This window comes from Pseudomonas sp. 2(2015), from assembly GCF_000955865.1.
GTDB lineage: Bacteria > Pseudomonadota > Gammaproteobacteria > Pseudomonadales > Pseudomonadaceae > Aquipseudomonas.
On record NZ_JYOF01000003.1, the window covers coordinates 754,241 to 778,862 of the forward strand.

Sequence of the window (24,622 nt, forward strand, 5' to 3'; positions counted from 1 at the left end):
AAGCCCCGGCAAATGCCGGGGCTTTTTCATTTCAGCTCACGCTCAGGACGGCATCACCGTTGCCTGGCCACTCAGGGCCAGGTCCACCAGTTCGCGGTTGGCCACCGCGTACATGGCGTAGTCGGTGCCGGTAGCGGCACGCAGCTCGTCGAGCATGGCGCGCCAGCGCTCGACCATGACCCGGTGCTGATCCAGCCACAGGGCCACGCGGGCGTCCATGTCCTCGGGTGCGTCGATCATCTGCAGCACCGAGATGGTGATCGCCCGTTGCTGCAGGTCGATATCATCGCGGAAGGCTTCACGGGCCAGGGCCTGCCAGTTGTTTTCCACCGGCAGGTTGCTGATTTCCTGCAGGTACCAGGTCAGGTCCAGGGCGCTGCCAACGGCGAAGAAGGCCTTGGCCACTTCGGCCGGGTCCTGGCCGGTGACGTCGGAAGCCTCGATGATCGGCAACAGGGTGTACAGGTGCGTGGTGCCGGCCACCATGCGTGCCAGCAGCTCCGGCACGCCGGCTTCGACAAAGCCCTGGTAACGGGTCATCCAGCGCTCGCGGGTCGGCCCTTCCAGCAGTTCGTCAAGCTTGAGCCCCAAAGCAGCGATCTTCGGCCCGAAGTGCGCCACGTCACGCCCGGCATCCTGCTCATTACGACGGCTGCGCAGGAACCAGCGGGTCGCACGGCGGCCCAGACGCATCAGCTCGTCCATCAGGGTCAACTGGATTTCAGCCGGGACCTGGTAGTCCAGCGCCTCGATCTGACGGAACCAGTGCGGCAGGTGGAAGATGTCGCGCACGATCACGTAGGCGCCAGCGACGTTCGCCGGGCTCATGCCGGTGGACTCTTTCAGGCGCTGAACGAAGGTGATGCCCATGTTGTTGACCAGATCGTTGGCGATCTGGGTGCTGACGATCTCGCGTTTCAGGCGATGGCGGCGCATGGCCTCGGCGAACTTGCTCACCAGCGACGGCGGGAACGCGGTTTCCATGTCGCGGGTCAGGTAGTCATCGTCCGGCACCAGCGACTTGAGCAACTGCTCCTTGAGGTCGATCTTGCTGTACGAGATCAGCACCGACAGCTCGGCACGGGTCAGGCCCTGACCGGCGGCCAGGCGCTCGGCCAGTTGCTCTTCGGTCGGCAGGAACTCGATGGCGCGGTCCAGCTTGCCACGGCCCTCAAGGTCGGCCATCAGGCGCTTGTATTCAGCGATGCGCTCCTTGGCCCGACGCGCAGCCAGCGACAACGCCTGGGTCTGCTTGTAGTTGTTGCCCAGCACCAGGCCGGCCACTTCGTCGGTCATGCTGCCCAGCAGCTGGTTGCGCTGCTTCTCGGTCATGTCGCCAGCCTGCACCACTTCGTTGAGCAGGATCTTGATGTTGACCTCGTGGTCGGAGCAGTCCACGCCACCGGCGTTGTCGATGAAGTCGGTGTTGGTGGCGCCGCCGTTCAAGCCGAACTCGACCCGGCCCAGCTGGGTCATGCCGAGGTTGCCGCCCTCGCCCACCACCTTGCAGCGCAGCTCGTTGCCGTCTACGCGCAGGGCGTCGTTGGCCTTGTCGCCGACGTCAGCGTGGCTTTCTTCACTGGACTTGACGTAGGTGCCGATACCGCCGTTCCACAGCAGGTCGACCGGCGCCTTGAGCAGTGCGTTGAGCAGCTCGGTCGGGGTCAGCTTGTCGGCTTCGATGGCGAAGCGCTCTTTCATTTGCGCGGTGATCGCGATGCTTTTCGCACTGCGCGGGAAGATCCCGCCGCCTTCGGACATGATGCTGGTGTCGTAGTCGCTCCAGGCCGAACGCGGCAGGTCGAACAGGCGCTGGCGCTCGGCGAAGCTGCTGGCCGGCTCCGGGTTCGGGTCGATGAAGATGTGCAGGTGGTTGAACGCCGCCACCAGTTGCAGCTTGTCGGACATCAGCAGGCCGTTGCCGAACACGTCACCGGCCATGTCGCCGACGCCGACCACGGTGATCGGGTCTTCCTGGACGTTGATGCCGCGCTCGCGGAAGTGACGCTGCACGCCAACCCAGGCGCCACGGGCGGTAATGCCCATTTTCTTGTGGTCGTAACCGGCCGAGCCACCGGAGGCGAACGCATCGCCGAGCCAGAAGCCGTAGTCGATGGCAATGCCGTTGGCGATATCGGAGAAGGTCGCGGTGCCTTTGTCGGCAGCCACCACCAGGTACGGGTCATCGTCGTCATGCCGGACGACGTTGGCCGGCGGCACCAGGGCGCCGTCCTTGAGGTTGTCGGTGATGTCCAGCAGGCCGGAAATGAAGATCCGGTAGCAGGCGATGCCTTCGGCCTGGATATCGTCGCGGCTGCCGCCCAGCGGCAGGCGACGCGGCAGGAAACCGCCCTTGGCGCCGACCGGCACGATCACCGAGTTCTTCACCTGCTGGGCTTTTACCAGGCCCAGCACTTCGGTGCGGAAGTCTTCTTCACGGTCCGACCAGCGCAGGCCGCCGCGGGCGACGTTGCCAAAGCGCAAGTGCACACCCTCGACCCGTGGCGAGTAGACGAAGATCTCGAACTTCGGCACCGGCTTGGGCAGCTCGGGGATCAGCTTGGGGTTGAACTTGAAGCTGAAGTACGACTTGTTATGGCCCTGGGCATCGGTTTGGTAGAAGTTGGTGCGCAGGGTGGCCTTGATCAGGTCCAGGTAGCGACGCAGGATGCGGTCTTCGTTGAGCACCTGAACGTCGTCCAGGGCGGTGAGGATCGCCTGCTCCAGACGCTGCTGCTTGTCGTCGAGGTCTTCGCTGGTGAGCTTGCGCGCCAGGTAGAAGCGGGTCTTGAACAACCGGGTCAGCTCGCGGGCGATGTCGGTGTGGTTGTTCAGCGTGCTGGCGATGTAGCCGAGGTCGAAGCCTAGGCGGATCTGCTTGAGGTAGCGGGCGTAGGCACGCAGCAGCGCCACATCGCGCCATGGCAGGCCGGCGGTCAGCACCAGGCGGTTGAAGGCGTCGTTCTCGGCATCGCCATTGACGATGTGCACGAAAGCATCCTGCAGGGTGTCGTTGAGCTGCTGGATGTCGAGGTTCAGGCCTTCGGCGGCGGTGAAGGCAAAGTCATGAATCCAGTATTCGCGGCCATTGGCATGGCGCAGGCGGTAGGGGAACTCGCCGAGCACGCGCAGACCGAGGTTTTCCAGGATCGGCAGCACATCTGAAAGCGCCAGCGGCGTATCGGCGTGGTACAGCTTGCAGTGCAGCTGCTGTTTGCCGGCCTGGGTCAGCGGCTGGTAGAAGCTCATGACCAGCGGCTTGCGCTCGGACAGGGTCAGCAGGTGCTGCATGTCGACCACCGCCGAATGGGCGGCGAAACGCTCGCGGTAACCGGCCGGGAAGCCTTTCGGGAAATCGGCCAGGACGTTGGTGCCCTGGGCTTCGCCGAAGCTTTCGACGGTCAGGCTGGCGTAGTCGTCCTGCCACGAACGGCAGGCCTGGATCACTTCGTTTTCCAGTTGCTGCGGGTCGATGTCGATGCGGTTTTTCGGGTCGACGCGCAGAATCAGCTGCACGCGGGCCAGTACCGACTCGGAGAAGAAGGTCCAGAACTCGCAGTCGCTGGCCTTGAGGCGCTCCATCAGCACCTGCTGGATCTTCTGCCGCACTTCGGTGGAGTAGATATCACGCGGCACGTAGGCCAGGCAGTAGCAGAAGCGGCCGTACGGGTCCTTGCGCAGGAACACGCGGATCTTGTTGCGCTCCTGGATCTGCACGATCGACATGACGGTGCTGAACAGCTCGTCGACCGGGGTCTGGAACAGGTCGTCGCGCGGCAGCACTTCCAGGACCTGCGCCAGCTCCTTGCCCAGGTGGGCCTTGGGGTCGAAGTGCGAGCGGCGCTCGACTTCGGCGACCTTGCCACGGATGTAGGGGATCGCGCGCACGCTCTCGCCGTACACCGAGGAGGTGTACAGGCCCATGAAGCGGCATTCCTTGATGACCTTGCCGTCGGCATCCAACTGGCGGATCGACACGTAGTCCGGGTAGGCCGGACGGTGCACGCGGCTTGGGTGCGCGGCCTTGGCGAAGGACAGCAGCAGCGGCTCTTGCAGGTAATTGACGGCGTAGTCTTCGATGCGCAGGTCTTCGGCGGTGAGACCGACGCGCAGCATGCGGGTCAGGCCGAGGAACGACTGCTCGTCGTATTGCAGCTGGCCGCCCTGGGCGTCGCCATGGACAACGAACTCTTCGTAGCCGAGGAAGGTGAAGTGGTTGCCCAGCAGCCACTCGAGGAACGCCTTGACCTCGGCCTTTTCATTTTGTGCCGGGGCGTAGGCGGTTTGTTCAACCAGCGCCACGACCTCGCGCAGCTTGGCTTTCATCGGCTCGAAATCGGCGACGGCGACACGCACTTCAGCCAGCACCTGCTCAAGCTCGCGGGTCAGCAGGTTGAGTTCGGCGGTGTTGGCGCAGCGGTCGATTTCCAGGTACATCAGCGACTCTTGCAGCACGCCTTCGCCCTGGGTGCCCTTGGGCAGGATTTCCAGCAGCTCGCCTTTCGGCCCGCGACGCACGCTCAGTACGGTGGTCTGCAGGGTGTGGATGCTGTAGCCGCGACGGTTGAGCTCGGTGCGTACCGAGTCGACCAGAAACGGCAGGTCATGGTGCAGGACTTCGACCGCGGTGTGGGTCGACTGCCAGCCATGACGCTCGTAATCGGGGTTGTAGACGCGAACCTGAGGCTGGGAGTGATCGAAACGCTCGATGATGCGCCAGGCAGAGAGGGTGCAACCGGCCAGGTCCGACATACGGCGCTGGGTGAGTTCGTCCAGAGAGATGATGCCGAAGAACTGCTCTGCGAACAGCGCCACTTGTGGCAGTGCCTGTTCGCTGATGTGCTGCGCCAGGGCCGCTTGCAGTTGATGCTGGAAGTCGGCTTTGCTGGCTGCGGTGAAAAACGCCATCTGTGGTACTCCGCTTGGGCTTTATTATTGAGTGAAGCGTCGCGCGCGTCCGCCGTTTACGGATCAACGATAGCCAACCCGTAGCAGGAGGACGGTAAAACCATAGAAACAGGCGCTCAAGGTGACCCGCAAGTCACATCTTCCCGCTCCACGGATGGGCATCTGCAAAAACGACTGCCAGCGCGGCTGTGTCTTTACGGGTGTCCATCGACAGCGCAGCTTAACGAGTGCCCGCCCGCCCCTGCTTGCGGTGCTGCGACATATTCGGTCATTGAGGTGCAACCGTACGTTTATCCACAGGCCGAAGACTGGCAGAATCGTGTTTCAACTTGTTTATGGAAGGGCGAGATACCCACTCCTGACAGGTCATGCAGGGTAGGATTCGCAAAGCCCGCTGCCAGGAGCAAGAAGATCATGCTGTATCTCGACACTCCACTCTCCAAAGCCATCGTCAGCCTGTTTGAGCGCGCCTTACCCATGCTGCAAGGCAAACAGCCCGGAGCGTTGAAGATCTATGTATTTGGTGGCTGTGCATTGCACATCCTGACGAACGCCCGAGGGAGTGCTGACGTTGATGCCGAACTGATGGCAGCCGAACATAAAGGTACGGTGAGCAGTTACTTGAGGTTGATTCTCGATGAAGCAAAAGACATCGGCGATGACAGCTAAGCCAGTGTGCCCGCAGGATACTCTGGAGCGCTTCCTCGGGCTGTGCGCCACGCCATCCGATGCCAGGCTATCGGATAACTTGCATAGCGTTTTTGATAAAGTCGTCGTCGAGGTAAGCAAGGCCCCTCTGGATCACCTTGACCAAGACGCAGCGACGCGCTTTGCCGTGGCGCTCTGGTACTTCAGTGATGCAATGACCGAGTCTCTCGAGCAGCGCCTTCAGCACCCCAGGCTTGCTCCGGTGCGAAAACGTCGCCTGTTGTACCTGGTGGACAGGCTGCGCAGATTTCCTGTACTGACACCGGAAAAAGCAGCGCTCATGAAGTCATTTGTCAATCAATGGCGTTGTTTGGCAACGACAGCGGACTCGCTGGCAGTTCGCACGGCTGAAAAAGTTAACCGTTACGACAAGGTTGCGGTGACCTGGGGGCTTACCGAGGATGTCAGTGGCCTAATGAGCAAAGTGCTTGAGTACCAGACTCGGCATTTCGTCGATGCCCATGCTTTGCCAAGCGGCTACTCCGAATTGTGCTCCAGAAAAACAGCTTGAAATCGGCAGACTCCACAGCCTGCAACGCTTATCACCCCTGCCAGTAAAATCGCAGCTCAACACTCGTAGATTTATTGCCAGGCCGAAGACTGGCAGAATCGTGTTTCAACTTATTGATCGAGCCGCTCATGCAATTCAAGACCGCCCTGCTCTTCGCCACCCCCTGCGATGATGAAGAAGACAACATGGCCACCCTGTGCTGCCACAGCGACAAGGGCCAGATGTTCCTCATGACGCGCTATCCGGACGAAGACACGGTGGACATCACCCTGGATGACGAGCCAAGCACTCTCGATGGCCTTAAAGTGACCTTCAGTGCCAAACGCTTGATGATCGAAGTGGCAGCGGGCGATACCGATGCGCTCAATGGCGACGACTTTCTGGAAATCCTGCTTACCGCCGACGGCACCGACCTTGCCGAAGTCGAAGAAACCCTGCAGAACATCCTCAAGGGCACCGGTACCTACGTCAGCGAGCTGTAATCGCCCACGCGGTTTCTTGACAAGGAACCGCTGCAAAAGGCATTGTCTGACAACCTGATTAATGAGCCACCCCTCATGCTTGAGCTTCAGCGCCCCGACACCCTGGTCGAACGGGTTGTCGGCGCCATCCGCGCAGAAATCGATTCCGGTCGCCTGGCGGCCGAATCGCGCCTGCCCACCGAACAGCAACTGGCCGAGCAATTGAACGTCAGCCGCTCGGTGGTACGCGAGGCAGTGGCCCAGCTCAAGGCGGACGGGGTGCTGATCGCTCGCCGCGGCCTGGGTTCGTACATTTCGCAAACCCCGACCGGCACGGTCTTCCGCTTCCCTGCTGCGCAAGGCCGCAGCCCGGACCTGGTGCAGATGTTCGAAGTGCGCCTGTGGATCGAGACCCAGGCCGCCTCGGTAGCCGCCCAGCGCCGCGACGCCGCTGACCTGGCGCGCATGGGCAAGGCCCTGCAGGAGATGCTCGACAAGCGGAGCGAGTTTGCCGTGGCCGCCGCTGCCGACGTGGAGTTCCACCGGGCCATCGCCGAGGCCAGCAAGAACGATTATTTCGTCGCTTTCCATGATTTTCTGCGTGGCCAGCTGGCCGCAGCCCGTCGCACCGCCTGGGAAAACTCGGCGGCGCATTCGGTCGGCGGTTCGGCCGATGCCCATCGCGAGCACCAGGCGCTGTACCAGGCCATCGCCGATGGCGACCGGCTTGGCGCCGCAGCCTGCGCCGAAGCGCACCTGCGGGCCTCGGCCAAACGCCTGAAACTGGACCTGCCGAGTATCGACTGAACACCCTATAGAACGGGCGCTGCGGCATGGCGCCCTTTTGTTTGACCTACTTAGTCTGACAACCTGATAAGCAGACTCTCTGATAAGAACAAGCCAAGGTGACACCTGCATGATCTACGACTACTGCATCATCGGCGGGGGCATCGTCGGCCTCGCCACCGCCATGGCGCTGCTGGAACGCCAACCGGGCGCCTCCTTGCTGATCCTGGAAAAGGAAAGCAGCCTGGCCAAGCACCAGACCGGGCATAACAGCGGCGTGATTCACGCAGGCATCTACTACGCGCCGGGCAGCCTCAAGGCCGACCTGTGCAAGCGCGGCGCCCAGGCCACCAAAGCGTTCTGCAGCGAGCACCAGATCAAGTTCGAAGTCTGCGGCAAGTTGCTGGTGGCCTCGACGCCGCTGGAAGTCGAGCGCATGCACGCCCTGTACGAGCGCTCGCAGCAGAACGGCCTGAAGGTCGAACAGCTGGATGCCAAGGAACTGCAACGCCGCGAGCCGAATATCGTCGGCCTCGGCGGCCTGTTCCTCGATGCCACCGGCATTGTCGACTACCAGCAGGTCTGCGAAGCCATGGCCCGGGTCATCCAGCGATTCGGCGGCGAAGTGCAGCTGCAAACCACCGTGCGCGCTATTGTCGAAACCGCCGACAAGGTCACCATCAGCAGCGACGACAAGGTCTGGAGCGCCCGCCAGCTGGTGGCCTGTGCCGGCCTGCAATCGGACCGCCTGGCAACCATGGCCGGGGTCAAGATCGACCACCAGATCATCCCCTTCCGCGGCGAATACTTCCGCCTGCCTGCGGCCAAGAACGACATCGTCAACCACCTGATCTACCCGATCCCCGACCCGGAGCTGCCGTTTCTTGGCGTGCACCTGACGCGGATGATCGACGGCAGCGTTACCGTCGGGCCGAACGCGGTACTGGGGCTGGGCCGGGAAAACTACCGCAAGTTCTCGGTGAACTGGCGCGACGTTGCCGAATACGCGCGTTTTCCGGGGTTCTGGAAAACCATCTGGAACAACCTTGGTTCCGGCACCGCCGAGATGAAGAACTCGCTGTTCAAAGGCGGCTATCTGGAGCAATGCCGCAAGTACTGCCCGTCGCTGAATGTCGAAGACCTGCTGCCCTATGAGGCCGGGATCCGCGCCCAGGCGGTGATGCGCGACGGCACCCTGGTGCACGACTTCCTGTTCGCCGAGACGCCGCGCATGGTGCACGTCTGCAACGCGCCGTCACCGGCGGCCACCTCGGCCATCCCGATCGGCCAGATGATCGCCGAAAGGATCTTCAAGGCCCGCTGAATCCTGCTGCACACCTAACTACAAAGACAAAAAAGGAACACCCCACATGTCGGTACATGAGGCGGCTGCGGCCGCGAGCGAAACCCCGGAACAAAAACGCAAACGCCTGCGCAAGGTCGCCGCCGCGACCATCTTCGGCTCGATGCTGGAGTGGTACGACTTCTACCTGTACGCGACCATGGCGGCGATCGTCTTCTCGAAGATCTTCTTCGACCCGAGCAACCCGGCGGTGGCGTCGCTGCTGGCGTTCTCCACCTTCGCCATCGGCTTTATCGCCCGCCCCTTCGGCGGCGTGCTGTTCGGCTACCTGGGCGACCGCTTCGGGCGCAAGCAGGTACTGGTCATCACCTTCTGCATGATGGGCGTGTGCACCACCCTGATCGGCCTGATCCCCAGCTACGCCTCGATCGGTATCTGGGCGCCGATCATCCTCGTACTGGTACGCATCATCCAGGGCCTGGGTGCCGGTGCGGAGTTGTCTGGCGCGGCGGTGACCTCTTATGAACACGCCAGCGAAGGCAAGCGCGGCAGCCAGGGCGCCTGGCCGGCGCTGGGCCTGAACCTGGGCCTGCTGCTGTCGTCGCTGACCGTCTACCTGCTGACCATGAACGGCAACGAGTTCCTGCTCGCTGGCGGCTGGCGCATCCCGTTCATCTGCAGCATCGTGCTGGTCGGCGTCGGCCTGTGGGTGCGTAAAAGCATCCCGGAAACCCCGGACTTCAAAGAGCTCGACAAAACCCCGGCCAAGGACCAGGTTTCGCCGCTCAAGCTGCTGTTTCGCAACGACCTCAAGGGCCTGGCCGTGGTGTTCTTCGTGGCCATCGGCTACAACGCCCTGAGCTACATCTTCAAGACCTTCTCGCTGGCCTATCTGACCCAGTACAAAGGCGTCGAAGCCCATGTCACCTCGCTGTCGGTGACCATCGCCAGCCTGGTGGCGATTATCGCCGTGCCGTTCTTCGGCTGGCTGTGCGACAAATGGAGCAGCAAGACCGTGCTGATGCTTGGCGGGCTGTTCTCGGTGCTGTTCGCCTACCCGTTCCTGAGCCTGCTCAACACCGGCGAGCCGATGATGATCTACCTGGCGATTGCCATCGGTACCGGCATCCTCGCACCGATGATGTTTGCCCCGCAGGGCTCGTTCCTCAGCCGCCAGTTCCCGACCCAGACCCGCTCTTCGGGCTTTGGCACCGGGCGCGAGATCGGCACCGCCGTGGCCGGCGGCCTGGCACCGCTGGGCGGCCTGGCGCTGGTGGCCAACTCGGCGACCCACTCCACCGACGGCGTGGCGCTGATTCTGGTGGTGGCGGCGGTGTTCGTGGTGGTGTTTGCCCTGTGTGACCAGGGCCGCAAGCATTCCAGCTTCAAGAACTGACACCCCGGGTCCCACAGGGTCAGCGCGATCCCTGTGGGAGTTGGCGTTGCCGACGATGAGCTGCACAGCAGCCCCGACTTCACGATTTGAACAATTTTCCCTGCTGCCGTTAGTCGCAAGCCCCCGGATGGATTAAAGTATCAGCCCCCGCCCGGGCGCTTTTACGCCGCACGCCCTGGCTTTTTTCCAGGAACCGTCAACGATGGAACACCGTGAGGCGCTGATCGCGCTGCGCACCTTTCTTTCAACCCAGATCCTGGGCCAGGAAAAACTCGTCGAGCGCTTGCTCATCGTGCTCCTCGCCGACGGCCACATGCTGGTCGAAGGCGCCCCGGGCCTGGCCAAGACCAAGGCCATCAAGGAACTGGCCGAAGGCGTCGAAGCCGAGTTCCATCGTATCCAGTTCACCCCCGACCTGCTCCCGGCCGACATCACCGGCACCGAGATCTATCGCCCGGAAACCGGCAGCTTCGTGTTCCAGCAGGGGCCGATCTTCCACAACCTGGTATTGGCCGACGAAATCAACCGCGCCCCGGCCAAGGTTCAGTCGGCGCTGCTCGAGGCCATGGCCGAACGCCAGGTCAGTGTCGGGCGCAGTACCTACGAGCTGTCGCCGCTGTTCCTGGTGATGGCCACGCAGAACCCGATCGAGCAGGAAGGCACCTACCCGCTGCCCGAAGCCCAGCTCGACCGCTTCCTCATGCACGTCAAGATTGGTTTTCCCGATGCCGCCGTCGAACGGCGCATCCTCCAGCAGGCCCGGGGCGAGGCGCTCAACGGCGAGACCAAGCCGGAACGACGGGTCAGCCAGCAGGCGATCTTTGCCGCCCGCAAAGAAATCCTCGGTCTGTACATGGCCGACGCGGTAGAGGAATACCTGGTGCAACTGGTGATGGCCACCCGCACCCCGGCCAAGTTCGACCTGGAGCTGGCCGACTGGATCGCCTACGGCGCCAGCCCGCGCGGCTCGATTGCCCTCGACCGCTGCGCGCGGGCTCATGCCTGGCTGGCCGGACGCGACTTCGTAAGCCCTGAAGACATCCAGGCGGTGCTGTTCGACGTACTGCGCCACCGCATCATTCTTTCCTTCGAGGCCGAGGCCGCCGGGATTGACCAGGACCGGGTGATCCAGCGCATCCTCGACGTCGTCGCCGTCGCCTGAACCCATGCCCAATCGCCTGCTGGCCGCGCCCGGAATCCGCATCAGCCTCGCCGAGCTGATCGAGATGCGCCATCGCGTGCGCGAAGTGCAGTTGTTCTCCCGGCCCGGCCAGCGCAGCCCGCTGGTCGGCCTGCACCACTCGAAACTGCGCGGACGCGGGGTCGACTTCGATCAGGTGCGGGTGTACCAGGCAGGCGACGATGTGCGCAACATCGACTGGCGGGTGACCGCGCGCACCCAGGAGCCGCATACCAAGCTGTTCCATGAGGAGCGGGAGCGGCCGATCTTCATCCTCGTCGAACAAAGCCAGCGTCTGTTCTTCGGTTCCGGGCTGATGTTCAAGTCGGTGCTCGCCGCCCAGGCCGCCGCCCTGATCGGCTGGGCTGCGCTGGGCCACAACGACCGCATTGGCGGCCTGGTGTTCGGCGACAACGAGCACTACGAAATCAAGCCACGGCGCAGCAAGCAGAGCCTGTTGCAGTTGCTCAACCGCCTGGCACGGGTCAACCAGTCGCTGCACACCGAAGCCGTGCCCCAGGCCGACAGCCTCGGTATCGCCCTGCGCCGCGCCCGCGAAGTGCTGCGCCCGGGCAGCCTGGCAATCATCATCTGCGACGAGCGGGCGCTGACGCCTGCGGTCGAGCAGCAATTGAGCCTGCTTTCGCGTCATTGCGACCTGCTGCTGTTGCCGCTGTCCGACCCGCTCGACCATGCCCTGCCGGCCGCCGGCCTGCTGCGCTTTGCCCAGCACGGTGCGCAACTGGAGCTCGACACCCTCGACCCGACCCTGCGCAAGAGCTACCGCCAGCAAAGCGAGGCGCGCATCGAACGCTGGGAGCTGCTGGCGCAAAAGCTGCGGGTGGTGCTGATGCCGCTGAGCACCCAGAGCGAGATGATCGAGCAACTGCGCGAGTACCTTAACGCGCAACGACCGGGGAAAACCTCGTGAACCCGCTCGATCAATTGCAGCCGCTGCTGGCCCCGGCGCCAATCGGCTGGTGGCCGCTGGCGCCGGGCTGGTGGGCGCTGCTGTTGCTGCTGCCGCTACTGGCTTGGGGCCTGTGGCGCCTGCGCCATTGGCGCCCGGGTAAAAAGCCCATCGTGCGCGCCGAACTGCCTCTGGACCCGGTACGCATCGAGGCCCTGGCCGAACTCGCGCGCCTGCCCAAACCCTACGACGGTGCCCCGGCCGGGGCCTGGCTGCAGCAGATCAACGCGCTGCTCAAGCGCCTGTGCCGCAACCATTACCCGGGCAGCCACAGCCATACCCTCAACGGCCGCCAATGGCTGGCGTTTCTTGATAACCGCTGCCCGGCCGCCGGCCTGACCCGCTGGATGGTACTGGTCGAAGGCGCCTACAAGCCCGAATGCAAACTCGACGACAAAGCCATCAACGGCCTCAACCAGTCGGTCGAAACCTGGATCCGCAAACATGTTTGAACTGGCCTGGCCGTGGATCTTCGTACTGCTGCCGCTGCCCTGGCTGGCGCGCCTGCTGCTGCCGGCCGCCGACAGCGGCGAACCGGTGCTCAAGGTCAGTTTCCTCGATGAACTCGAAGGCCTGGCCGGGCGCCGCGCGCGCCTGAACCTGCCGACCTGGCGCCAGCAGGCGCCGTTCGTGCTGGTCTGGCTGTTGCTGCTGTTTGCCGCCGCCCGCCCGCAGTGGCTGGGCGAACCGCTGCCGGTGGCCGCCAGTGGCCGCGACCTGCTGGTGGCGGTGGATGTTTCCGGCTCCATGGACTTTCCCGACATGCAGTGGCAAGGCGACGACGTCAGCCGCCTGACCCTGGTCAAGGCCCTGCTCGGCGACTTTCTCGAAGAGCGCCAGGGCGATCGCGTCGGCCTGATCCTGTTCGGTAGCCAGGCCTACCTGCAGGCACCGCTGACTTTCGACCGGCGCACCGTACGCACCTTCCTCGACGAAGCGCAGATCGGCATCGCCGGCAAGAACACTGCCATTGGCGATGCCATCGGCCTGGCGCTCAAGCGCCTGCGTCAGCGCCCGGCGCAGAGCCGGGTGCTGGTGCTGGTCACCGACGGCGCCAACAACGGCGGGCAGATCCACCCGCTGACCGCCGCGCGCCTGGCCGCCCAGGAAAACGTGCGCATCTACACCATCGGCATTGGTGCCGACCCGGAGCAGACCGGCACCGCCGGCTTGCTGGGCATCAACCCGAGCCTGGACCTGGACGAAGCCTCGCTCAAGGAAATCGCCGAACTGACCGGCGGCAGCTACTTCCGCGCCCACGACGGCGAAGAACTGCAAGCCATCGGCGACGCCCTCGACCGCCTGGAGCCTGTGGCCCAGCAGCCGACCCAGGCGCGCACCGCCGAGCCGCTGTACAGCTGGCCGCTGGCCCTGGCGTTGGTGCTCAGCGTGCTGCTGGTGGTCGAACAGCAATGGCCCGACAACCTGTTGCAGCGCCTGCTGCGCCGCCCACGCTTCCTGCAGCCGCACCCGGAATGGCGCCAGCGCCTGCAACGGCTGCGCTTGAGGAGGCGGCGATGAACGAACTGTGGCCGCAATGGCTACGCCCGCTGTGGCTGGTCGTCCTGCCGCTGCTGGCCTGGTTGCTGTGGAAGCTCTGGCATCGGCAAAAACGCGCCGGGCGCTGGCAGATGATCCTGCCCGCGGCCTTCCATGCCGTGCTGCTCGGTGGCGGCAACGGTCGCGACAGCAAACTGCCGTGGATCGCGTTGGGCCTGGCCTGGCTGATCACCGTGCTGGCCCTGGTGGGCCCAAGCTGGCAGCGCCTGGAGGACACCCGCCAGCGCCCGGCCGACCCGCTGGTGGTGCTGCTTGAGCTGACCCCGCAGATGCTCGCCGACGACGCCGCGCCAAACCGCCTGGAACAGGCCCGACGCAAGATCCTCGACCTGCTCGAGCACCGCCGCGACAGCCAGACCGCGATCATCGTCTACGCCGGCAGCGCCCACACCCTGGTGCCGCTGTCCGACGACCTGGCCACCAGCCGCAACCTGCTCGAAGCCCTGGACCCGGCGATCATGCCGCAAGCCGGCCAGCGCGCGGATCTTGCCGTGCGCAAGGGCCTGGCCCTGCTCGCCCAGGCAGGCATCGGCCAGGGCCGGCTGCTGTTGATCGGCTCATCGCTCGATGCCCAGGAGCGCCAGGGCATCGTCCAGGCGCTTGGCCGCCAGGGCCCGAGCCTGCTGATGCTTGGCGTCGGCAGCGCCGAGGGGGCGCCGGTCAGGCAGGCCAACGGCGAGTTCCTCAAGGACGATCAGGGCGGCATCCTCTTGCCGCGCCTGGACAGCGCCAGCCTCAAGGCCTTTATCAACAGCACCGGCGGGCGTTATCGCAGCGCCCGCATCGACGACCTCGACCTGCGCGGCCTGCGCCTGTTCGACAACCCGCGTAGCCTGCGAGACGATGGCCAGACCGTGCAGCTCGACAGCTGGGCCGACCAGGGCTACTGGCTGTTGCTGCCACTGTTGCTGCTGGCCGCCTGCGCCGGCCGCCGTGGCTGGCTGTTCTGCCTGCCGTTGCTGCTGGCCCTGCCGCAACCAAGCTACGCCTTCGAGTTCAACGACCTGTGGCTGCGCCCCGACCAGCAAGGCCAGCGCCTGCTTGAGCAGCAGCGCCCGGCCGAAGCTGCGCAGCACTTCGAAGACCCGCAATGGAAAGGCCTGGCCTTGTATGAGGCCGGCGACTACAACGGCGCCGCGCGCCAGTTCGCCCAGGGCAACCGCGCCGCCGACCATTACAATCGCGGCAACGCCCTGGCCCGCAGCGGTGAACTGGAAGCCGCAGTGGATGCCTACGAGCAGGCTCTGGAGCGCCAGCCGGAACTGCAACCGGCGCTGGCCAACAAGGCCCTGGTCGAGCAATTGCTGCAACAACGCCAGGCCGAACAGACGCCTGAGCAGCCGCCCGAAGACAACCAGCAAAGCGACCCCAACAGCAGCAGCGACGCTGCCAGCAGCTCGCAGAACGCCCAGGACCAGGCCGCAGCAAAACCACCGCAAGAGGCCGATGAAGCGGGCAAACCTGCAGACAACGCCAACGAGCAGGCACAAAACCAGGCCAGCGGCGCGAACGACGAAGACACCACCCGCCCGCCCCAGCGCCCGACCGACAGCAGCCTTGATGCCGAACAGCGCCAGGCCCTGGAACAATGGCTGCGAGAGATTCCGGACAACCCGGCCGAGCTGTTGCGGCGTAAATTCTGGTATGAACAGCAACAACATCAGGAAACCCATCGATGAGTCGCGTCTGCGTCCTGGTCTTCAGCCTCTTTATCGCCCTGCAGGTGCAGGCGGCGGCGCTGCTCGCCAGTGTCGACCGCACCCGCCTGAATGCCGGCGAAACCCTTGAGCTGACCCTCGAGACCCAGGATGTCACCCAATTCGGCAAGCCCGACCTGACGCCGCTCGCTGCCAGCTTCGAAGTGCGTGGCACCCGCCAGGTCAACAGCCTCAACAGCCTCGACGAGAACAGCGCCAACACCCGCTGGATCATCACCCTGTTGCCACGCCAGAGCGGCAGCATGGAAATTCCCGCCCTGCAGCTGGGCGAGGTGCGCAGCCAGCCGATCAGCCTGCAGATCCAGGCCAACGAGGTCAGCAGCGAAAACCACGGGCCGGTGTTCATCGACGCCAGCCTCGACCAGCCCGAGGTTTACGTCCAGGCCCAGGCGGTGCTGACCCTGAGCATCTATCACTCGGTGCCGCTGTACGACGACAGCAGCCTCAGCCCGCTGCAGCTGGACAACGCCAGGGTCGAGCCGCTGGGTGAGTCGCGCACCTTCGAAAAAGTCATCGACGGTGTGCGCCACGGCGTGATCGAGATGCGCTATGCAATTTACCCGCAGCAAAGCGGCGACCTGAAAATCCCGGCCCTGACCTTCAGCGCCACCGCCGCGCAGAACGACGCCGAGCAGGAACTCAACACCCCGCGCGCCGGCAAGCAGGTGCAGGTCAGCTCGACGCCGCTGGTGTTGACGGTCGACCCGATCCCGGCCGATTACCCAGCCGATACACCGTGGCTGCCGGCCAACAGCCTGACCCTGGAAGAACACTGGAGCCCGGACCCGGCCCAGCAACAGACGCAAATCGGCGACTCGCTGACCCGCACCGTGATCCTCCAGGTCGAGGGTTTGTCCAGCGCCCAGTTGCCACCACTGCCCGGCACCGAAGTGAGCGGCCTGCGCCGCTACCCGGACCAGCCGCAACTGCGCAACCAGGTCAATGACCGCGGCCTGCTCGGGGTGCGTGAAGAGCGCGAAGCGCTGGTACCGACCCACGCCGGCAGGCTGGAACTGCCGAGCCAGGAAGTGGTCTGGTGGAACACCCGCGAAGATCATCTGGAGCGCAGCAATCTGCCGGCGCGCAGCCTGCAGATCGAGGACAACCCGGCGCTGAGTGCCGACAAGCCGGCCAGCGTCGACCCGGTCACGGTGCACACCTACCTGCTCTGGCCCTGGCAACTGAGTACCCTGGTGCTGGCCCTGACCACCCTGCTGGGCTTCGCCCTGTGGTGGCGGGCGCGCTCGCAACCGGCGGTGCTGCGCGCGGCGCAAAGCGGGCCGAGCCCGCGCACCCTGCTTGATGACCTCAAGCGCGCGTGCCAGGCCAACGACCCTCAAGCAACGCGCCAGGCCCTGGATGCCTGGGCGCGCCAGCAACCGGAAACCCTGGCCGAGATGGCCGCGCGTTTCGTGCCGCTGTCCGATGCCCTCGATGGCCTCAACGGCGCGCTGTACAGCGAAAGCGGGCAGTATTGGCAAGGCGAAGAATTATGGCGGGCCATCGGTACCATCCCGGCCGCCGAGCAGGTCCAGCCTGCACAAAGCGAGAACGGCAGCTTGCCGCCGCTGTACCCCAAATAACCTCAAGGCGTGACGCCCCGGGCGCCACGCCGGCACACTGCGGAACCCTTCATGCGTCTGTTTCACACCTCCGACTGGCACCTGGGTCAAACCCTGCACGGCCAGGAACGCGACTTCGAACACGCCTGCTTTCTCGAGTGGCTGCTCGGCCAGCTCAAGCTGCGCCAGCCCGATGCCCTGCTGATTGCCGGCGACATCTTCGACACCGTCAACCCGCCGGTCAAAGCCCAGGAGCGGCTCTACGACTTCATCGTCCAGGCCCACGAACAGCAGCCCAAACTGACCATCGTGATGATCGCCGGCAACCATGACTCCGGTTCGCGCATCGAGTTGCCGGCGCCGCTGATGCGCAGCTTGCGCACCCACGCCCTGGGCCGTGTGCAGTGGCTGGATGAAGGCGAGCTGGACAGCGAGCGCCTGCTGATCCCACTGACCAACGCCAAAGGCAAGGTCGCCGCCTGGTGCCTGGCGCTGCCGTTTTTACGCCCGGCAGAAGTCACCGGTGCCCACCTGGGCGATGACTACCTGCGCGGCATCGCCCAGGTTCACGAAAAACTCATCGCCGCCGCCCTGCAACGGCGCAAAAACGGCCAGGCACTGATAGCCGTGAGCCATGCACACATGGCCGGCGGCTCGATCTCGGAAGACTCCGAACGCAGCCTGATCATCGGCAACGCCGAAGCCTTGCCGGCGCGGCTGTTCGCCCCGCAGATCTGCTACGTCGCCCTCGGCCACCTGCACAAACCGCAGAAGGTCAACCGCGAAGAGCGCATCCGCTACAGCGGCTCGCCGATCCCGCTGTCGTTCTCGGAAATCGGCTATCAGCATCAGGTCCTGGAAATCGAACTGGACGGCGCCAAGCTTGCCAGCGTCGAATCGCGCCTGGTGCCGCGCGCCGTGCACCTGCAACGCCTGGGCCCGGCGCCGCTGGCCGAGGTGCTGGAGCAACTGGCCGAGCTGCCGGTGGTCGACCTGCTCGACGACCCACAGCGCCAACCCTGGCTGGAGATCCGCGTACGCCTGGACGAACCCCTGCCCGACCTGCGCGCGCAACTTGAAAGCGCCCTGCACGGCAAGGCGGTACGCCTGGTGCGCATCGCCGCCGAATATGCCGGCAACGGCCGCAGCGCAGACGACAGCAGCGCCGACCTGCTGGAACTCGGCCAACTGACCCCGCACGAGCTGTTCAGCCGCGCCTGGGAGCAGGCCTACGGCAACGCCGTCGATGAACAGACCCTGGCCGACTTTGCCCTGTTGCTGCAGGACGTCCAGCAGGAGCAAGAACAGCCATGAAGATTCTCGCCATCCGCCTGAAGAACCTGGCCTCCCTGGAAGGCCCGATCGAGATCGACTTCAGCGCCGAGCCGCTGGCCAGCGCCGGCCTGTTCGCCATTACCGGACCTACCGGCGCCGGTAAGAGCACCCTGCTCGACGCCCTGTGCCTGGCGCTGTTCGGCGCGGTGCCGCGGTTGAGCAACATCGGCCGCGAAACCAAGTTGCCGGAAGTTGACAGCGACATCCTCACCAGCGACCCGCGCACCCTGCTGCGTCGGGGTTCGGGCAGCGGCTTTGCCGAGGTGGATTTCGTCGGCATCGACAGTCGTCGCTACCGCGCCCGCTGGGAAACCAACCGCGCCCGCGACAAGGCCAACGGCAAGCTGCAAGGCAGCCGCCAGAGCCTGCATGACCTGGACAGCGAGCAACTGCTGAGCAACCAGAGCAAGGCCGAATACAAGCAACTGATCGAGTCGCGCCTGGGACTTAATTTCGAGCAGTTCACCCGTGCCGTGATGCTCGCCCAGAGCGAGTTCAGCGCCTTCCTCAAGGCCGATGACAAAGAGCGCAGCGAGCTGCTGGAAAAGCTCACCAACACGGCGATCTACAGCCAGTTGGGGCGCCGCGCCTATAGCAAGAGCAAAGAAGCCGAAGAGGCGCACAAAGCCCTGCAGGACCAGGCCAGCGGCGTGCTGCCCATGGCCGCCGAGGCTCGCGCCGAACTGGACCTGCACTACACCCAAGCGCTCGACGGGTTCAAGGCCGAACAGGCGCAACTGCGCCTGCTCGAACAGCAACGCAGCTGGCTCAGCGAGCTGCTGCAACTGCAAGAGCAAGTGCAGGCCGCCAGCGCGCAACTACACAGTGCCCAACACCACCACGACAGCCTGCACGGTGAGCGGCTGAAGCTTGCGCGCCTGGAACAGCTGGCGCCGCAGCGTCACCAGTTCTCCCGCCAGCAGGCGCTCAATGCCCAGCTCAGCCCGCTGGCCACGAATATCGCCGCGCAGCGCCAGCAACATGAGCAGTTGCATAGCCGTCAGCAGCAGCTGCAGGACGAACAGGCCAAGGCCCGCGAAGCCCTGGGCCTGGCCCTGGCGCAACAAAGCGACAGCGCACCTGCGCTACGCCAGGCCTTTGCCGAGCAAAACACCCTGACCCGTTTGCAGCAGGAGCTGACCAACAGCACAGCGCTCAAGCAGCAGGCCGAACAGGCCAGTGCCGAAGGCCAGCAACAGCTGCTGAGCCTCAATGAGCAGCAACGCCTGAGCGAACAACGCTTGCAGCAGATCGGCGCGCAGCTTGAGCAAAGCGTGGCGCTGGCTGGCTTGAGCGAAGCCTGGAATGCCTATCGCCACCGCCTGCAGCAACTGATGCAACTGGGCAACCGCCTCAACCAGGGCCGTGCCGAACTGCCGGGCCTGCAGCAACGCGCCAGCGAGGCCCACGCCCAGCTTGAAACGCAACGCGCCGCCCTGGCCCTGCTCTACCGCGAAGCCGAGGCCGAACCCGAGGCACTGGCCGAACAGATCGGCCTGCTTGGCGAGCTGTTGCAGAAAAACCGCCAGCAGCAACGCCAGGTCGAAGAACTGAGCCGGCTGTGGAGCAACCAGCAAGAGCTCGAACAGCGCCTGCAAGCCCTGCGCGAACGCCAGCAAGCTGCCCTGCAACAACGCGAACAGCTGATCAGCGAAGGCCTCAATGGCAAAAACCAGCTGACCGCCGCCGAACAGGCGCTGAACGTTACTCGCCAGTTGCTCGAACGCCAGCGCCTGGCCCGCAGCCAGAGCGTCGAAGAACTGCGCGCGCAATTGCAGGACGACCAGCCCTGTCCGGTCTGCGGTAGCCAGGAACACCCTTACCATCAGCCCGAAGCCCTGCTGCAAAGCCTCGGCCGCCACGACCAGAACGAAGAAGCCAATGCCCAGCAGGTGGTCGACGGGCTGAAGAAGCAACTCGATGAGCTGCGCACGCAACTGGGCGGGGTCAACGGCCAGATCAAGGAGTACCTGCACCAGCAGGAGCAACTGGGCAGCCAGCAACAGGCGCTGCTGCCCAGCCTCCAAGCGCACCCGCTGTACCCGTCGCTGGCCGCTCAGGACGCAAGCCAGCGCAGCACCTGGCTGGACTTGCAGGCACGCAACCTGAACCACGACATCGGTCGTGACGAGCAGCGCCAGAACGCCCTGCTGACCCTGCAAAAAGACGCCAGCCGCCTGCAACAGCAGCTGCAGGCAGCCCAAGAAGCCAGCCAACAGGCCAGCCAGCACCTGAGCCAGCAGCAAACAGCGCTGGCCGGTGACGAAGAACGCCTGGAACAGGAACTGGGCAGCTTCGCCAGCCTGTTGCCCGCTGACATCCTCAACGACCTGCGCCAGGAGCCGGCCGCCGCCTTCATGCGCCTGGACCAGCAACTGGCCCTGCGCCTGGACCTTTTGCAACGGCAAAAGGACGAACAGCAGGAACATGCCGAGCGCCAGCAGAGCCTGGACAAAGCCCAGCTGCAGCAACAGGCGCGGGTACAAAAACACGAAGAGCTGCAACAGCAGTGCACTGAGCTGGAACACCAGCATCAAAGCAGCCGCGACAGCCTCACCGCCCTGCTCGGCGAACAGGCCAGCGCCGAACACTGGCAGCAGCATCTGGAACAGGCCGTGGAGCACGCACGCCAGGCTGAAACCCAGGCACTGCAACAACTGCAGCAAACCCAGGCGCAACTGATCGAACTGGCCGCCGAGCTCAAGGCCAAAGACGAACGCCTGAGCAACCTGGAACAGGAACACAACGAGGTTCGCACGCAGATCGAACAATGGCGCCAGGGCCACCCGGAGCTGGACGACAGTGGCCTGGAGCAATTGTTGGCACTGGACGACAACGCCGTAGCGCAGCTGCGTCAGGGTCTGCAGGACGCCGAAAAAGCCATCGAACAGGCCCGCACCCTGCTGCAGGAGCGCCAGCAGCGCCTGGACCAGCATCAGACCCAGGGCAACGCCGAGCTCACCCGCGAAGCCCTGGAGCAGGTAATCGACAGCCTGCAGCTACAGCTGGCGGCCAGCGAACAGACCTGCGCCGAACTGCGTGCCGCCCAGGCTGAAGACCAGCGCCGGCAACTGGCGCACCAGGCCCTGGCCGAACGGATCGCCAGCGCCTACGGCGAATGGCAGCGCTGGGCGCGGCTCAACGCCCTGATAGGCTCGGCCACCGGTGACACCTTCCGCAAGATCGCCCAGGGCTACAACCTCGACCTGCTGGTGCACCACGCCAACGCCCAGTTGCGTCAGCTGGCCCGGCGCTACCGGCTCAAGCGCGGTGGCAGCCTGCTCGGTTTGCTGGTGCTGGACACGGAAATGGGCGACGAGCTGCGCTCGGTGCATTCGCTGTCGGGCGGTGAAACCTTCCTGGTCTCGCTGGCCCTGGCCCTGGGCCTGGCATCGATGGCCTCGAGCACCTTGCGCATCGAGTCGCTGTTCATCGACGAGGGCTTCGGCAGCCTCGACCCGGAGTCGCTGCAACTGGCCATGGACGCCCTCGACGGCCTGCAGGCCCAGGGCCGCAAGGTCGCGGTGATCTCCCACGTACAGGAAATGCACGAGCGTATCCCGGTGCAGATCCAGGTACGTCGCCAGGGCAATGGCCTGAGCACGGTGGAGGTCAGCGGATGATCCTCTACTCGTTCCGCCGCTGCCCGTGGGCCATGCGTGCGCGCCTGGCGCTGCGCTATGCCGAGTGTCCGGTAGAAATTCGCGAAGTCAGCCTCAAGGCCAAACCTGCCGAGCTTCTGGCTCTGTCGCCCAAGGGCACGGTACCGGTGTTGAGTGCAGGTAGCCTGGTGCTGGAGGAAAGCCTGGAGATCATGCGCTGGGCCCTGGCCCAGCATGATCCGCAAGACTGGCAACTGACGGCCGACCCGCAGGCGGCGCAGGCCGCCGAGGCGCTGATCGAGCGCAATGATCGCCAGTTCAAGGTGCAGGTCAATCTGTACAAGTACGCTGAACGCTACCCACAGCACTCACGTGAGGAGTACCGGGCACAGGCTGAACCCTGGCTGGCCGAGCTGAATGAGCGACTGGCGCACCAGGGCTACCTGTTCGCTGACCATCCAAGCCTGGCGGATGCGGCGTTACTGCCATTGATGCGCCAGTTCGCCGGGGTCGAGCCTGAATGGTTTGCCCAGGCGCCCTACCCGCATCTGCAGGCGTGGCTGCAGGGTTGGCTGGCGTCGGCATTGTTCAAGGCGATCATGGCGCGTTGAACCCATCGCTGGCAAGCCAGCTCCCACAGGGGCCTGGGCATGCACGGCCATGGTGGGAGCTGGCTTGCCAGCGATGAGGCCAGAAGCTACAGCGCCAGAATCGGCGAAGAATAGAGGAACAGCAACACCGCCAGAATTCGCCATTTCATGTGTTATCCCATGACGTCAATAAATTAGCGTCAAATTCAATCACATGGCGATGTGCCATTGCCAGAAAAAACTACCGGCTCAGTGCTGCGATTTGTGGTCCAGCGCAGCGTAGAAGTTGGCGCTTTGTTGCAGGTACTTCTGGGTGTAGCTCTGAGTCGATGATTTGCGCTCGCTGAGCTCGACATGGGCGTTGGCCGGCAGGACCACCGAAGCAGAAATGGCGGAAGCGGCGATGACCGGGAAAAGGTTGAAGTTCATGGCGCTGACCCTCGAAGTCTGTGGTTTGAAGTGGCCGTCTGGGGCCGTGGTTCAAACTTACGCCGCTGGCGCGGCGCACAGAAATTCATTGCAGCAGTAGCAAACATCAAGGCAATTGATAGTCAGTTGACGAACTTCAGGTCCGAGGGCGCATCCTGGGCCAGCTTCTGCACGGTTTCACCGAGCAAGCCACTGCGCGGATCACGGCGGATCACCACGATCTGGTTACTCTTCTGATTGGCCACCAGCAGGAACTTGCCGCCAGGGTCGAGGGTGAATTCCCGTGGATGATCACCTTCGACACTGCGCCGCTGCACCTGCATCAGCTTGCCGGTCTTGTCATCGACGGCAAACACCAGCAGCTCGTTGGCCGTACCGCGGTTGCTGACATACAGAAAGCGCCCGTCAGCCGACAGGTGCAAGGCCCCCGCCGCGCGGGCCGAGGCATCACCCTGTTCGGTCAAGGGCAGGCGCTGCAGCTCCAGCAGCTTGCCGTCCTGGTAATCGAACGCCACCACTTGCGCGCTCATTTCCAGGGTCAGGTAGGCATGTTTGCCGTCGCGGTCAAACAGCAAATGGCGCGGCCCGCTGCCCGGCGGCAGGCTTACCGGCTCGACCGCGCTCAGGGGCTGGGTGGGGCTGGCACCGTCGTAACGGTAGACAAACACCTTGTCGGCGCCAAGATCACTGGCGAACACGTACTTGCCGTCGTCCGAGGACACCACCGAATGCACGTGCGGCCCGGTCTGGCGCTCCGGATTGACGCCGCTGGGCTTGTGCCGGTCTTGCTGCACCGAGGCCTGCAAGTGGCCGTTGCGGTCTACCGGCAACACACTGAGGCTGCCGCCCGGGGCGGGCAACACGCCGTAGTTGGCGACGAACAGGTAGCGCTGGTCATGGCTGAGGCTGGAATGGGTCGGCTCGTCGCCCAGGCTGGGCACCTGGTTCAGGGCCTTGAGGCTGCCGTCCTTGCCGATGGCAAAACTGCTGACCTGACCGTTGCCGGCGCCATTCTCGTTGACCGCGAACAGCAGGCGCTTGTCGACCGAGAGGGTCAGCCAGGACGGGTTTTCACTGTTGAGCACCTGCAGCGGCGTGGGGTCGATCTGGCCGCTGTCGCTGTTGAAGCGGTAACGGTAGATGCCCTCGCTGCTGCCTGCGGTGTAGCTGCCGACCAGCAGCTCATGGGCCTGGGCGGTGAACATCAGGCTCATGCTACTGGCGATCAGCAGGTTCTTCAGCAGGCGCGTCATCGTCATCCTCTTCGCGGGCACTAAAGGCACTCATACAGACTAGCCGATGCTCGCCGGTGTCGGCCGTGATCAGCCAGTCGGTACCTTCGAGCCGGGCGGCGCCGATCTGCTCGGCGGAGAACGCGTATTTTTTCAAGGCGCGGCCGTCCATCAACTCGATGCGCAGGCCGGTTTCGTCGAAGCTGAAGTCAAAGGCGTGCAGGCCGTCGACCAGGAGCATGTTGCAGGATTCGAGGGCTTGGGAGAGGGTTGTCATTGCAGGGATATCACTGGCGGGAAACCCCCATGATACCTGAAAGCATCGCGGGTCAACCCCGCTCCCCCTGTGGGAGCGGGCTTGACCCGCGATT

General features: G+C 64.4%; 19 protein-coding genes. 15 read left to right on the top strand and 4 right to left on the bottom strand.

The genetic code is table 11. The features are described from left to right. Nucleotides 1–42: 42 nt before the first annotated feature. Complete coding sequence (locus tag UB48_RS06330) at nucleotides 43–4,908, bottom strand: NAD-glutamate dehydrogenase (protein WP_045195028.1); 4,866 nt, start codon at nucleotides 4,906–4,908, stop codon at nucleotides 43–45. A 414-nt stretch (nucleotides 4,909–5,322) separates the two neighbouring features. Between UB48_RS06330 and UB48_RS06335 the strand changes: the two genes are divergently transcribed. From UB48_RS06335 to UB48_RS06405, 15 genes are all read left to right on the top strand, one after another. After that, entirely contained in the window at nucleotides 5,323–5,577 is a 255-nt protein-coding gene (locus UB48_RS06335; RefSeq protein ID WP_052676491.1) for a hypothetical protein, read from the top strand. Beyond that, the gene (locus UB48_RS06340; protein ID WP_275559075.1) at nucleotides 5,546–6,127 is read left to right on the top strand and encodes a hypothetical protein; all 582 of its coding nucleotides are present in this window, start codon (nucleotides 5,546–5,548) and stop codon (nucleotides 6,125–6,127) included. Before UB48_RS06335 ends, UB48_RS06340 begins: the two co-directional genes overlap by 32 nt. Before the next feature lie 128 nt (nucleotides 6,128–6,255). Continuing rightward, entirely contained in the window at nucleotides 6,256–6,609 is a 354-nt protein-coding gene (locus tag UB48_RS06345) for a hypothetical protein (protein WP_045195029.1), read from the top strand. Nucleotides 6,610–6,684: 75 nt separating this feature from the next. Beyond that, complete coding sequence (locus UB48_RS06350) at nucleotides 6,685–7,395, top strand: FadR/GntR family transcriptional regulator (RefSeq protein WP_045195031.1); 711 nt, start codon at nucleotides 6,685–6,687, stop codon at nucleotides 7,393–7,395. Between the two features lie 109 nt (nucleotides 7,396–7,504). Further along, nucleotides 7,505–8,698, top strand: a complete 1,194-nt coding sequence (gene lhgO, locus UB48_RS06355) for an L-2-hydroxyglutarate oxidase (RefSeq protein ID WP_045195033.1) — start codon at nucleotides 7,505–7,507, stop codon at nucleotides 8,696–8,698. A 46-nt stretch (nucleotides 8,699–8,744) separates the two neighbouring features. Beyond that, nucleotides 8,745–10,073, top strand: coding sequence for an MFS transporter (locus UB48_RS06360; protein ID WP_045195035.1), 1,329 nt, complete (start codon nucleotides 8,745–8,747; stop codon nucleotides 10,071–10,073). A gap of 202 nt (nucleotides 10,074–10,275) precedes the next feature. Further along, the gene (locus UB48_RS06365) at nucleotides 10,276–11,235 is read left to right on the top strand and encodes a MoxR family ATPase (protein WP_038994235.1); all 960 of its coding nucleotides are present in this window, start codon (nucleotides 10,276–10,278) and stop codon (nucleotides 11,233–11,235) included. 4 nt (nucleotides 11,236–11,239) lie between these two features. Beyond that, a complete protein-coding gene (locus UB48_RS06370) occupies nucleotides 11,240–12,184 on the top strand; it encodes a DUF58 domain-containing protein (RefSeq protein ID WP_045195038.1) in 945 nt (314 codons plus the stop codon). Next, complete coding sequence (locus UB48_RS06375; RefSeq protein ID WP_045195039.1) at nucleotides 12,181–12,675, top strand: DUF4381 domain-containing protein; 495 nt, start codon at nucleotides 12,181–12,183, stop codon at nucleotides 12,673–12,675. The genes UB48_RS06370 and UB48_RS06375 overlap by 4 nt, the downstream gene beginning before the upstream one ends. Next, nucleotides 12,668–13,744 carry a VWA domain-containing protein gene (locus UB48_RS06380; RefSeq protein ID WP_045195041.1) on the top strand — a complete coding sequence of 359 codons (1,077 nt, stop codon included), beginning with the start codon at nucleotides 12,668–12,670 and terminating at the stop codon, nucleotides 13,742–13,744. Before UB48_RS06375 ends, UB48_RS06380 begins: the two co-directional genes overlap by 8 nt. Continuing rightward, nucleotides 13,741–15,462 (top strand): tetratricopeptide repeat protein, encoded by a 1,722-nt coding sequence (locus UB48_RS06385; RefSeq protein ID WP_045195043.1) that lies wholly within the window; start codon nucleotides 13,741–13,743, stop codon nucleotides 15,460–15,462. The genes UB48_RS06380 and UB48_RS06385 overlap by 4 nt, the downstream gene beginning before the upstream one ends. Then, a complete protein-coding gene (locus UB48_RS06390) occupies nucleotides 15,459–17,084 on the top strand; it encodes a BatD family protein (RefSeq protein WP_045195045.1) in 1,626 nt (541 codons plus the stop codon). The genes UB48_RS06385 and UB48_RS06390 overlap by 4 nt, the downstream gene beginning before the upstream one ends. Before the next feature lie 51 nt (nucleotides 17,085–17,135). Then, nucleotides 17,136–18,377 (top strand): exonuclease SbcCD subunit D C-terminal domain-containing protein, encoded by a 1,242-nt coding sequence (locus tag UB48_RS06395; protein WP_045195047.1) that lies wholly within the window; start codon nucleotides 17,136–17,138, stop codon nucleotides 18,375–18,377. Continuing rightward, nucleotides 18,374–22,021 carry an AAA family ATPase gene (locus UB48_RS06400; protein ID WP_045195050.1) on the top strand — a complete coding sequence of 1,216 codons (3,648 nt, stop codon included), beginning with the start codon at nucleotides 18,374–18,376 and terminating at the stop codon, nucleotides 22,019–22,021. The genes UB48_RS06395 and UB48_RS06400 overlap by 4 nt, the downstream gene beginning before the upstream one ends. Next, nucleotides 22,018–22,611, top strand: coding sequence for a glutathione S-transferase (locus UB48_RS06405; protein WP_045195052.1), 594 nt, complete (start codon nucleotides 22,018–22,020; stop codon nucleotides 22,609–22,611). Before UB48_RS06400 ends, UB48_RS06405 begins: the two co-directional genes overlap by 4 nt. Nucleotides 22,612–22,839: 228 nt before the next feature. Here UB48_RS06405 and UB48_RS06410 read toward each other — a convergent pair whose 3' ends face one another. From UB48_RS06410 to UB48_RS06420, 3 genes are all read right to left on the bottom strand, one after another. After that, on the bottom strand, nucleotides 22,840–23,019 hold the full coding sequence (locus UB48_RS06410) for a hypothetical protein (RefSeq protein WP_010223291.1): 180 nt from the start codon (nucleotides 23,017–23,019) through the stop codon (nucleotides 22,840–22,842). 122 nt (nucleotides 23,020–23,141) lie between these two features. Next, entirely contained in the window at nucleotides 23,142–24,272 is a 1,131-nt protein-coding gene (locus UB48_RS06415; RefSeq protein WP_045195054.1) for a lactonase family protein, read from the bottom strand. Continuing rightward, a complete protein-coding gene (locus UB48_RS06420) occupies nucleotides 24,235–24,528 on the bottom strand; it encodes a DUF5629 family protein (RefSeq protein ID WP_045195056.1) in 294 nt (97 codons plus the stop codon). The genes UB48_RS06415 and UB48_RS06420 overlap by 38 nt, the downstream gene beginning before the upstream one ends. Nucleotides 24,529–24,622: the final 94 nt, after the last annotated feature.

What these genes read in the sequence shown, in the direction of transcription:
- UB48_RS06330 (WP_045195028.1), bottom strand. Translation starts at nt 4,908, where the DNA reads ATGGCGTTTTTCACCGCAGCCAGCAAAGCCGACTTCCAGCATCAACTG.
- UB48_RS06335 (WP_052676491.1), top strand. Translation starts at nt 5,323, where the DNA reads ATGCTGTATCTCGACACTCCACTCTCCAAAGCCATCGTCAGCCTGTTT.
- UB48_RS06340 (WP_275559075.1), top strand. Translation starts at nt 5,546, where the DNA reads ATGAAGCAAAAGACATCGGCGATGACAGCTAAGCCAGTGTGCCCGCAG.
- UB48_RS06345 (WP_045195029.1), top strand. Translation starts at nt 6,256, where the DNA reads ATGCAATTCAAGACCGCCCTGCTCTTCGCCACCCCCTGCGATGATGAA.
- UB48_RS06350 (WP_045195031.1), top strand. Translation starts at nt 6,685, where the DNA reads ATGCTTGAGCTTCAGCGCCCCGACACCCTGGTCGAACGGGTTGTCGGC.
- lhgO (WP_045195033.1), top strand. Translation starts at nt 7,505, where the DNA reads ATGATCTACGACTACTGCATCATCGGCGGGGGCATCGTCGGCCTCGCC.
- UB48_RS06360 (WP_045195035.1), top strand. Translation starts at nt 8,745, where the DNA reads ATGTCGGTACATGAGGCGGCTGCGGCCGCGAGCGAAACCCCGGAACAA.
- UB48_RS06365 (WP_038994235.1), top strand. Translation starts at nt 10,276, where the DNA reads ATGGAACACCGTGAGGCGCTGATCGCGCTGCGCACCTTTCTTTCAACC.
- UB48_RS06370 (WP_045195038.1), top strand. Translation starts at nt 11,240, where the DNA reads ATGCCCAATCGCCTGCTGGCCGCGCCCGGAATCCGCATCAGCCTCGCC.
- UB48_RS06380 (WP_045195041.1), top strand. Translation starts at nt 12,668, where the DNA reads ATGTTTGAACTGGCCTGGCCGTGGATCTTCGTACTGCTGCCGCTGCCC.
- UB48_RS06385 (WP_045195043.1), top strand. Translation starts at nt 13,741, where the DNA reads ATGAACGAACTGTGGCCGCAATGGCTACGCCCGCTGTGGCTGGTCGTC.
- UB48_RS06390 (WP_045195045.1), top strand. Translation starts at nt 15,459, where the DNA reads ATGAGTCGCGTCTGCGTCCTGGTCTTCAGCCTCTTTATCGCCCTGCAG.
- UB48_RS06395 (WP_045195047.1), top strand. Translation starts at nt 17,136, where the DNA reads ATGCGTCTGTTTCACACCTCCGACTGGCACCTGGGTCAAACCCTGCAC.
- UB48_RS06400 (WP_045195050.1), top strand. Translation starts at nt 18,374, where the DNA reads ATGAAGATTCTCGCCATCCGCCTGAAGAACCTGGCCTCCCTGGAAGGC.
- UB48_RS06405 (WP_045195052.1), top strand. Translation starts at nt 22,018, where the DNA reads ATGATCCTCTACTCGTTCCGCCGCTGCCCGTGGGCCATGCGTGCGCGC.
- UB48_RS06410 (WP_010223291.1), bottom strand. Translation starts at nt 23,019, where the DNA reads ATGAACTTCAACCTTTTCCCGGTCATCGCCGCTTCCGCCATTTCTGCT.
- UB48_RS06415 (WP_045195054.1), bottom strand. Translation starts at nt 24,272, where the DNA reads ATGACGCGCCTGCTGAAGAACCTGCTGATCGCCAGTAGCATGAGCCTG.
- UB48_RS06420 (WP_045195056.1), bottom strand. Translation starts at nt 24,528, where the DNA reads ATGACAACCCTCTCCCAAGCCCTCGAATCCTGCAACATGCTCCTGGTC.